This window comes from uncultured Mailhella sp., assembly GCF_947631555.1.
GTDB lineage: Bacteria > Desulfobacterota > Desulfovibrionia > Desulfovibrionales > Desulfovibrionaceae > Mailhella.
The window spans coordinates 1-9,685 of record NZ_CANRLT010000087.1 but is presented as its reverse complement, the minus strand read 5'-3'; the positions used below and the strand labels follow the sequence as shown (position 1 = coordinate 9,685).

Annotated in this window: 8 protein-coding genes; 3 read left to right on the top strand and 5 right to left on the bottom strand. The window is 58.1% G+C overall.

Annotation, left to right across the window (positions count from 1 at the left end; translation table 11 throughout):
• Both Q0Z94_RS10135 and Q0Z94_RS10130 read right to left on the bottom strand, forming a co-directional pair.
• A partial coding sequence (locus Q0Z94_RS10135) for an isocitrate/isopropylmalate family dehydrogenase (RefSeq protein ID WP_298069364.1) occupies positions 1 to 386 on the bottom strand: 386 nt, incomplete at its 3' end.
• Between the two features lie 10 nt (positions 387 to 396).
• Positions 397 to 1,515 (bottom strand): A/G-specific adenine glycosylase, encoded by a 1,119-nt coding sequence (locus Q0Z94_RS10130; protein ID WP_298069362.1) that lies wholly within the window; start codon positions 1,513 to 1,515, stop codon positions 397 to 399.
• A 272-nt stretch (positions 1,516 to 1,787) separates the two neighbouring features.
• On the opposite strand from Q0Z94_RS10130, the gene Q0Z94_RS10125 reads away from it, so the two are divergent.
• The 3 genes from Q0Z94_RS10125 to gcvH all read left to right on the top strand — a co-directional run bounded on the left by Q0Z94_RS10125 (position 1,788) and on the right by gcvH (position 4,655).
• Entirely contained in the window at positions 1,788 to 2,618 is an 831-nt protein-coding gene (locus tag Q0Z94_RS10125; protein WP_298069360.1) for a hypothetical protein, read from the top strand.
• A 120-nt stretch (positions 2,619 to 2,738) separates the two neighbouring features.
• Positions 2,739 to 4,163, top strand: a complete 1,425-nt coding sequence (lpdA, locus tag Q0Z94_RS10120; RefSeq protein WP_298069358.1) for a dihydrolipoyl dehydrogenase — start codon at positions 2,739 to 2,741, stop codon at positions 4,161 to 4,163.
• A gap of 96 nt (positions 4,164 to 4,259) precedes the next feature.
• On the top strand, positions 4,260 to 4,655 hold the full coding sequence (gene gcvH, locus Q0Z94_RS10115) for a glycine cleavage system protein GcvH (RefSeq protein WP_298069356.1): 396 nt from the start codon (positions 4,260 to 4,262) through the stop codon (positions 4,653 to 4,655).
• A gap of 157 nt (positions 4,656 to 4,812) precedes the next feature.
• Here the strand turns inward: gcvH and Q0Z94_RS10110 are convergent, their stop codons facing one another.
• The 3 genes from Q0Z94_RS10110 to dctP all read right to left on the bottom strand — a co-directional run bounded on the left by Q0Z94_RS10110 (position 4,813) and on the right by dctP (position 9,433).
• A complete protein-coding gene (locus tag Q0Z94_RS10110) occupies positions 4,813 to 6,261 on the bottom strand; it encodes an aryl-sulfate sulfotransferase (protein WP_298069354.1) in 1,449 nt (482 codons plus the stop codon).
• 66 nt (positions 6,262 to 6,327) lie between these two features.
• Positions 6,328 to 8,241: a TRAP transporter large permease subunit gene (locus Q0Z94_RS10105; RefSeq protein WP_298069353.1), complete on the bottom strand. Its 1,914-nt coding sequence runs from the start codon at positions 8,239 to 8,241 to the stop codon at positions 6,328 to 6,330.
• Between the two features lie 121 nt (positions 8,242 to 8,362).
• Positions 8,363 to 9,433, bottom strand: a complete 1,071-nt coding sequence (gene dctP, locus Q0Z94_RS10100) for a TRAP transporter substrate-binding protein DctP (protein WP_298069351.1) — start codon at positions 9,431 to 9,433, stop codon at positions 8,363 to 8,365.
• Positions 9,434 to 9,685: the final 252 nt, after the last annotated feature.

The window sequence follows — 9,685 nt, the reverse complement described above, 5'->3', positions numbered from 1 at the left end:
TTGTTGATTTTTCCGCCCAGGGCGAACACCTTGGTGCCCTTGCTCTTTTCTGTGCCGATGCCCTTGAACCAGTAAACAGGGCGGATGCAGGCATAGAGGTCAAAGGTCTGACGCAGGGCCACGTTGAGGCTGCGTATGCCGCCGCCCACGGGGGTTCCCAGAGGGCCTTTGATCGCGACACCGGCCGTGGCAAGCGTATCGAGGGTTTCCTGGGGCAGGGGAGAGCCGGTGAGCTTGACGGCCTTTTCCCCGGCGAGGAGTTCCTGCCAGTCCAGAACGTGTTCCTGAGTGGTGGCGGACATGGCGGCATCCATGACGGGACGTGCCACTTTCCAGATTTCCGGGCCGATGCCGTCGCCTTCGATCCAATAGACGGTGTGTTTCATATGAGCCTTCTTATAATGACAGTTGTTCCGCAGAAGCGCGGTGTTTTCCTGAAAAATAGCGGTCTGCCATCCGGCGGTGATGCGCGGGCATGGCCAGAGTGCCGACTTCGTTCCAGTTCAGAAAGCGGCAGGGAACGCGCCGGGCCAGCGCCGAGGCTTGTTCTTCGGAAAAATCGGAAGCGAACTCGACGCGGAAAAAGTGAGCCGTAAGCCTGTGATTCGTGTAGCTGTGCCGCACCTGCCCGAGGGGTGCTAGGATCTCCACCCTAAGGCCGAGTTCCGCCATGCTGCGTACGGCCGTTTCCCGTGGGGAGGCCTTTTCGGCGACCATCGCTCCGGGAAATTCCCACATGCCGCCCCAGAGCCCGTTCAGGGGGCGCTGGAGGAGCAAGATCTGCCGTTTCCAGAGAAGAATGCTGTGGGCGGAGACTACGGGGATGACCTTCGGGCGTTCGGGCAGCACGGGGCGACTTTTTTCCACGCCCTTTTTCCGCGCTTCGCACCAGGGGAGAAGAGGGCATTCCGGGCAGCGGGGCGCTTTGCCGCAGACGAGGGCGCCAAGCTCCATGAGTGCCTGATTGTACGCCCGCGCCTGACCGGGTGGGAGAAGTTCCTGCGCCGTCCGGCGTATCCATGTGGCCGTGGGAGCCTTCCTGACCGGCTCTGCAATATTGAAAAGCCGCGAGAAAATGCGCTCCACGTTGGCGTCCACGGTGACGACATCGCGCTCATAGGCTATGCCGAGTATGGCGGCAACGGTGTATTCGCCAAGGCCGGGCAGCGAGGCCAGTTCCTCTTTTGCGCAGGGCAAGGCTCTGCCGAAGCGCTCCATCACAGTTTTTGCCGCCTGATGGAGGAAGCGGGCACGGCGATAATAGCCCAGACCTTCCCAGTAATGCAGGATTTCTTCCTCCGGGGCTTCGGCGACGGATGCAAGTGTGGGGAAGCGTTTCATCCAGCGCAGAAAATACTGAACGCCCCGTTCCATCTGTGTCTGCTGGAGCATGACTTCCGATATCCAGACTTCATAGGGTGTGTAGGAACTCCGCCAGGGGAGAGGGCGCTTGTGTGCGTCAAACCACGAGAGCAGTGCGGCGACAGCGCGCGTTTTTTCTTCACTGGAAAACATGCGGACAGTATATACATCGTCTCTGCCGTACACAAGAGTCCCCGAAACGGAAATATCGGGCTGGATCTTTGTGGAAAAAGAGAACGCAGCGTTTCACTTTTCCTCGGAAGCAGGTCGAAATCCTTGCCGGCAACAGAAAACTGAGAAAATCGCTATTGCGTTCCCTACTGTTTTTTGTTGAAATAGCCGGGAGATTCCCTTTTCCGGGCCGGAACGGTTCGGGCAAAATTCATCGGGAACGCAGAATGTTCTAACCGCTATGGAGTTCTGACATGGCTATCACTCTTTATAAGGCTCCCAACTGTATCCGTTGCCGCATCACGCATGAATTCATGGACGCCAAAGGCATAGCCTACTCAAGCTATGATCTTGAAGCCGACAAGGATATCGTGAACGGCTTTTACCGCGCCAACCGCAAATTCCTGCACCGCAACGAAACCGGCGTGGAATTTCCCATGTTCCATGACGATGACGGCGATGTGGTGCTTCAGGGCACGGGCGTGGTCATTGCCTATCTGCTTTCCGGCAAGGCCCTCGGCGATGCCGGTGCCGTTTCCGAAAGCAAGATGCTGCACGGCTGGATCTCCGGACTGAACGTGTCCAAAGTGCCCGCCGGAGAAGAAGAGCATTTCGTCGAACTCATCACCACGCTGTCCAAGGGCGGACTGCAGGTGGTTCTCGATACCGACGGCCGCAACGCCGGTCTTCTGGAGCGTCTCATCGGCACCGGCTGCCTGACCCGCGTCAGGCTCAATATTCCCGGCCCGGCTTCCGTGTATCCCGCGGCTGTGGGCGGCGAAGCGCCTTCCGCCGCAGAACTGGGCAAGACCATTGCTCTGGTGCGTGCCTTCAAGGACAACGTCATCCGGCTTTACCTTGAACCCATCAAGCAGGCCGACGGCTCGCTTGCCTGGCTTTCCGCCGCGGATGCGGCGCTTGCCGGAAAGATGGTGGCGGAAGCCTGCGGCGACATGATGCTTCCCTTCGGCATCCAGGCAGCGGCCGAACTCGTGAAGGGGCTGGAACCGCTCGACAACCTGCTGCCGTATCGTTCCAAGGTGCGTTCCGCGCTTCCCAAGACCGACATCATCAAGAGCGAATAAGTTTCAGTCCTTTTCCTCATGCGGGGCGTTGCACGCTTTTGGCGTGCACTGTATCCGCACAAAGCTGCTTTCGGCGTTGCCAATACGCCTTAACTTTTTCTGCAAGGCAGGCAAGATCTTATGGCACTTCGCATCACTGTCATCGGTGCAGGTCCCGGCGGATACACGGCCGCCTTCGACGCCGCCAGACGCGGCGCGGAAGTCACGCTCGTGGAATCCAAATGGCTCGGAGGCACATGCCTCAACTGCGGCTGCATTCCCACCAAGACCCTTAAATCTTCTGCAGAAACGCTGGAAAATATCCGCCGCGCCGCGGAATTTGGCATCAGCGGTGCAGGTACTCCCACCGTGGACATGCCCGCCGTCATCGCCAGAAAGCGCAAGGTCTCGGAAACCCTGCGCGGGGGCCTGGAAAAGACCTGCCAGAAGCTCAAGGTCAAGGTCGTCTCCGGCCGCGGACAGGTCGTCAGCGCAAATCTCGTGAAGGTCGCCATGGCCGATGGTTCCGTGCAGGACGTGGAAGGCGACAAGGTTATCATCGCCACAGGGTCCAATGTGCTCAATCTGCCGTCTCTGCCCGTGGACGGCACCCACGTCCTTTCCAGCGATGAAGCTCTGGAACTTGACCATGTGCCCGCACGCCTCGTCATTGTGGGCGGCGGCGTGGTCGGCATGGAGCTGGCCTTTATCTTCAGAGCCTTTGGCAGTGAAGTCACCGTGGTGGAAGGGCAGAACAGACTTTTGCCCGTGCCTTCCGTGGATGAGGAAATGAGCAAGCTGCTCCTGCGCGAAGCCAAGAAGAAGGGCATCAAGGTGGAACTCTGCCGCACTGTCGCCGCCACCAGGGTGGAAGACGGCAAGGTCTTCGCCGACCTTGGCCCCTCGCCCTTCCTTGCGCCGGAACTTGTGCCCGCTTCCGCAAAGAAGCCCGCCACTCTTGAAGCCGACTGTCTGTTCATGACTATCGGCCGTGTGGCCAACAGTGCCGGACTTGGCCTTGCCGAAGCCGGGATCGAAACCGACAAGCGCGGATACATCGTGGTCAACGACTTTCTGGAAACCTCCGTGCCCGGTGTGTACGCCATCGGCGACATTCTCGGCCCGGCGCGCATCATGCTGGCGCATATGGCGTCTGCAGAAGCGCATGTAGCCGTGGCCAACATCTTCGGCGCGCAGGAAAAGCCCAACTATGACGTGGTTCCCTCAGGCATCTTCAGCTCGCCTGAAATCGGCGACGTGGGCCTGACCGAAGCGCAGGCCAAGGCCAGGGGGCTGGACGTGGTCACGGCGGAATTTCAGTTCCGGGAACTCGGCAAGGCACAGGCCATGGGTGAACTGCCCGGCGTGTTCAAGCTCGTTGCCGATAAGTCCAGCGGCAAGCTGCTCGGTGCGCATTTTGCCGGAGCGCACGCCACTGACCTCATTTCCGAATGTGCGCTGGCACTTCAGCTTGGAGCTTCCGTGGCCGACATTGCCGGAACCATCCATGCCCATCCCACCCTCGCGGAAGGCGTCATGGAAGCTGCGGCTTCCCTCACCGACTGAGTTTCCCTGCTGCGGCGCTTCTGCCGTGACAGGGGTCTGCATCAACCTGCGGCCCGGCCTCGCCGGGTCATCCTTCTTCAAATCAAGGAGAACAACATGGCCAAAACTGCTGCGGAACTCAATCTCCCCGCCGAACTCAAGTATACCGACGAACATATCTGGGCCCGCAAGGACGGCGATGAGATCGTCGTCGGCGTGAGCGATTACGCCCAGGATCAGCTTGGCGAAGTGGTGTTTGTCGATCTTCCCTCCGAAGGCGACAGCTTCGGTGCGGGCGAGGAATTCGGTGAAGTGGAATCCATCAAGTCCGTGAACAAGCTGTTCATGCCCATTGCCGGTGAAGTGACCGCCGTCAACGGCGACCTCGACGGTACGCCCACGCTGCTCAACGCTTCCTGCTACGACAAGGGCTGGCTCATCAAGGCCAAGCCCGAAGACTTGGGCGCTCTGGACGCGCTGCTTTCTGCCGAAGCGTATCGGGCTATTCTGTAAACTTTACTTCCTCATCAGCAAAAGGCCGCGGCGTTTTGTGATGCCGCGGCCTTTGCTGTTTTTTGATGTCCGGCGGCATGGGGGCAGTTAAAAAGAAGAAACGCGCCCGGGCGAACGAGCGCGTTTCGCTGAAAGAAGGGAGAGAACCCCGCAGGGGTTAGTCTTCGGTGGCGGCGATGCAGTCACCGGCGTTGGCCACATAGCCGAGAGTGCCTTCTACTTCCACTTCGCTGCTGCGGCTGCCGAAGGGAGCGGCACCGGGCATACGGAAGGTGGCGCAGTCAGCCTGAGCAATGGCCACTTCGGGGGTGTGCTGAGCCTGGGGAACCCATTCGTAGGGCACGCGGTAGGCGCGGTACACCATGTTCATGTTGCGGCCGTCCTTATAGGGATTGATGAATTCCCACACGATTTCGTGGTCGGCGGTCACTTCGAGCATACGTCCGTCGGAACCTTCCGTGATGAAGGTATTGCCGTTTGGCAGACGCTGAGCGGAGCTGATGAAGGGGCTGTAGAAACGGCTGGCGTCCAGCGGAACCACAAAGCCGGCTTCGTGGGGAGTGTACTGCCAGACGATTTCAAGGGTGACAGGATTGAATTCCAGAACGCGGGTATAGTCGCGCTGGGCTGCCTTCACGCCGATGGGAGCTCCGGGGTTGGGATTGTCGTAGCCGGCCCAGCCGCCGTTGTCGAACACGAGGATGTTGCCCGCGCCGGGGAGACCGTCGGGAATCATGTGCGCATGGTGCTGGCCGATGATCCAGCCGAGAGCATGTTCGGGATGGCCAATGCTGTAGTCGGGACCAACCTTCCAGACAATCTTGCCGGTCTTCTTGCTGATGATGAAGATGATATTGGTTTCGCGGCCATCCATGATGATGTTGTCAGGATGGAAGCGTTCGTCGCCGGCATCATACCACTTGTTGGGTCCAAGGGTGGACATGGAGTTGATGTGCATCCAGTCGCCGAGTCCGGGAGCGCTGTCGATAAGGGAGCCGCCGCGGAAGTTGGGATTGCGGGCCATGGCGTTGCGGGCCGCTTCGGAGAAGCCCATTTCCTCCACATGGTCGGAAGCCTGCCATTCCCAGATGATCTCGCCGTCCCAGTTCACTTCATACACCACATCGTCGAGAAGGGGCTTGTCGGAGATATATTCACAGTGGACATCGCGATGGCAGAGCACCAGAGTGTTGCCGGACATCGACTGGGGTTCATGGCCGGGGGCGTAGTAGCCGGTGGTGCTGCCGTCACGCTGGAAGTCATGGTGCTGGCGGGCCATCCACTGCGGCTTTTCACCCGGATCCTCGATAAATTCAGCCTGGTTGAATTCCCAGACCACCTTGCCGTCCCAGTCCACCTGAATGAGGTCCACCTGGTCCTGAAGTCCGTATTTGGGATTGCGGATGCCGCGGCTGCCGAGCAGATAGCCGCCGGGGAAAATCTTGTTCGGGAAGCCGTGGACGCCCTTCCAGAGTTTGATTTCCTGACCGTTCATATCAATGAGCATGGCGCCCTGATCCTTGACGGGCATGACGGTATAGCCGCTGTAGGCTTTTTCAGGATTGTACAGCGTAACGCCGGTAGGATAAACTGTAGGATGACCCATAAAAAACTCCTTTATGCGAGTTGAGGGGAAGCGCTCGGGGAAGGTATCCCGAACGCCGCTGGAATCTTAGAGGACTTCGGGACCCATGAGCGTGTAGGGAAGCCAGGTGGCTATTTCCGGAATGAGCGTGATGAGAATGACCGCAAGGATCATGAGCCCCACAAAGGGAATGATGCCCTTGAAGATGGTCTCAATGGGAATGCCCTTGGCGACACCGGCAAGGGCGAACACCACCACGCCCACAGGAGGAGTGATTTGTCCCATTTCCATGATCATGACGGAAACCACGCCGAACCACACAGGGTCAAAGCCCAGCGCCACCACAGTGGGGAAGATGGAAGGCAGCGTCAGCATGAGCATGGGGATGACGTTCATCATGCAGCCGAGGATCACATAGATAATCACGATGATGATGAAAACCCAGTACCTGTTGAACGGCAGTGAGGTGATGAAGTCGGCCAGCAGGAAGGGCAGGCGCGTGGCGGCGAAGAAATAGCCGAGCACGGTCACGCCGATCATGATGCCCATGATGCGTGCGGTCAGTTCGCCGGTTTCATGCAGGGAGGCCAGAAGGTTTTCCTTTGTCACCTTGCGGCGAACCAGGGCGTAGAGGAAGGCGCCCATAGCGCCGATGCCGCCGCCCTCGTTGGGAGAGCAGACGCCGGCAACAATGCTGCCGAGCACCAGAACGAACAGAGCGAGAATCGGCATAAGCCCAAGGGAAGACTGGATTTTTTCCGTCAGCGTGTACTTGGGGCCGCGGGGAGCGAGTTCGGGATGGCGCACGGCCACATAGTAGATATAGGCCATGAACATCAGGGCCAGGAGAACGCCGGGAACCAGGCCGGCCATGAACAGACGCCCGATGGAGACTTCCGTCACAATACCGTAGATGATGAATCCCGCGCTCGGAGGGATCAGAATGCCCAGTGTTCCGCCCGCGGCAAGTGCGCCGGTCGCGAGGGAGGGCGAATACTTGAGACGCATCATTTCCGGCAGTGAAACGGAACCCATGGTCACGGCGGTGGAGAGGGAGTCGCCGCTCACGGCGGCAAAGCCGGTGCAGCCTGCAACGCCGGCCATGCCCATGCCGCCGGGCATATGGCCTATCCACTTGTTGGCGGAGTTGAAGAGGTCAACGGAAATACCGGAATACAGGATCATGCAGCCCATGAAGACGAAGAGCGGCAGGGCGATGAGGTTGTAGTTCGCGGCTGCGGAATAGGGGGTGCTGCCAACGGCGGCGAGGGCCGCAACGACGTTGCGGGACACGGCGACCATGCCCATGGTTCCGATGATGGTCATGGCCCAGGCAATGGGCATACGGATGAACAGGAACAGGAACAGGAGACCAAACGCTATGAGTCCGAGGATAAGGTTGGACACTTCATAGGGGCAGTCGCGATACCAGAACGGCAGCCAGGCGAGCAGAGATGCGAAGCCCACGCCGAGCAGGATGGAAAAAAAGTGCCTGCCGGAGAGACACTTGACGATTTCGCGCAGGAACTGGAAGAGTGCGATGATGGACGTGATGCCAAGCCCGAAGACCGGCATCCAGTAGTAGAACTCCAGAGGGACATAGAGTTCCATGGACTGAGTGCCGAACTTGCTCAGAAAGGCGCCGTAGCTCTCGAAGGTGAGCAGTACCATCACGCCGAGTACGAGAGCGGCAACGGTCATGTCGCTCCAGCGTTTCAGTCCAACAGACATGCGCTCATAGACGAAGTCTATCATCATATGGCGGTCCTGCAGCTGCAGAAGCGCCATAAAGGCGAACGTGGTGAGCGCCAGAAAATTTTCCTGCATTTCCAGAGAGCCGGGCACACTGAACCCGAACATGCGGCAGCAGACATCCAGGCTGATGAGCACGGGCAGTATGGCCATGGACAGGTGGCTCAACCAGCTGATTTTAGTCGTGCACGTCTCCAGAAAATGGTAGACGCTCTGAAAAGCGGGAGAAAGAGAAACTTGTTCTGACATGGGAACCTCGGCTTTTGGCGGCTCGAAGCCCGCACGAGCCGCATACAAAAAAGAGCCTTAAAAGAGGGTTGTCTCTTGTACAAACAAAGCGGGAGGGGATTTCATCCCCTCCCTGCAAAGTTTACATCTGGTAATCGCCGTACTTGCCGGCCTTCATTTCTTCAGTGTAGAACGCGGAACGTTCCTGAGCGTACTTGTACACAGCTTCGACCAGAGCGGGATCGATGCCCTTGCAGGACGCTTTCCAGTCATCGGCAAAACCGCTGAGCAGCGAGAGGAAGGGAGCGCGTTCTTCATCCGTCAGATAGAAGAAGGTGTGCCCCTGCTTCTTCATCCATTCAGTATCGGCCTTGGCACCGTCTTCAAGTGACTTGCCAACACCGAGAGCCATTTCCATGCCGCCGGTCTTGTTGAGGTAGTCCTTCATGTCGTCAGGCATGGAGTCCCACAGATCCTTGTTCACTTCCATGGTGAAGTTCTGCACCATGACGTTAAGCATCAGGTGGTACTTGGTGGCTTCGGTGATCTTGTAGGACTTGAGCGGAGCGAGCGGGCAGATAACGCCATCGCCCATACCCTTGGACAGAGCAAGATAGGTGTCGGGGGAACTCATGCGGATGGGGTTGCCGCCAAGAGCCTTGATGACTTCAAGAACCACGGAGTCCCAGACGATGATCTTTGCGCCCTTCAGGTCTTCCAGCGTCTTGATGGGCTTCAGCGTGTGAATCTGATAGGCGGCGGAGGCCCAGGAAGTGAAGTGGACGCTGTTTGCCGGAAGCTCGGCCGTCACTTCAGGGAACTTCCGCATGATGTCTTCGCTCACCAGAGAACCCACAATGGCGTTGGGGCACATGCCGGGGATGTTTACCACGTTCGCGAGATTGTACTTGCCGGGGTACACGGAAGGACGCAGAGTGCCGAAATCCAGACGGCCGTCGGTAATGGCCTGGGGAACCTCGGCTTCGGGGCACAGCGCATTAAGGGCAAAATAGTCGAAGGACAGCTTGCCGCCGAACTTCTCATCAGTCGCCTTGAAATAGGGGAGCCAGAGGTTCACCACGGTAGGATGCTTTTCAAGATAGCTGCCCATGAAGGACAGATGCTTAAAATTCTTGGCGGCTTCCGCGGGACCGGAAAACACCAGCGCTCCCAGAACCAGAGCGGCGGCCAGCAGGCCAAATTTTTTCAACATGTTGAAACTCCTTATGTTTCCCTGTGTTTCACAGCAAAATGAAAGCCTGCAGACTCCCCGTCTGCTACTCCCATTCATGACGTTTTTCCTTGCTTATCATATACCGGCAGACAAAACAATAGTGAAAAAATTGCTAAGCCGCTTAGCCATTGGATTTTTTAATATTTTTTTATTTGGCTCTGTTATAATTAGAGGTTGAAATATTAGGAAAGGCATAATCAGCGGGAAGAATTGACGGGTTGAAGGTTCGTG

Bases quoted from the DNA above. Each gene is read 5' to 3' on its own strand.
- Q0Z94_RS10105 (WP_298069353.1), bottom strand. From the start codon at position 8,241: ATGTCAGAACAAGTTTCTCTTTCTCCCGCTTTTCAGAGCGTCTACCAT.
- lpdA (WP_298069358.1), top strand. From the start codon at position 2,739: ATGGCACTTCGCATCACTGTCATCGGTGCAGGTCCCGGCGGATACACG.
- Q0Z94_RS10130 (WP_298069362.1), bottom strand. From the start codon at position 1,515: ATGTTTTCCAGTGAAGAAAAAACGCGCGCTGTCGCCGCACTGCTCTCG.
- dctP (WP_298069351.1), bottom strand. From the start codon at position 9,433: ATGTTGAAAAAATTTGGCCTGCTGGCCGCCGCTCTGGTTCTGGGAGCG.
- gcvH (WP_298069356.1), top strand. From the start codon at position 4,260: ATGGCCAAAACTGCTGCGGAACTCAATCTCCCCGCCGAACTCAAGTAT.
- Q0Z94_RS10110 (WP_298069354.1), bottom strand. From the start codon at position 6,261: ATGGGTCATCCTACAGTTTATCCTACCGGCGTTACGCTGTACAATCCT.
- Q0Z94_RS10125 (WP_298069360.1), top strand. From the start codon at position 1,788: ATGGCTATCACTCTTTATAAGGCTCCCAACTGTATCCGTTGCCGCATC.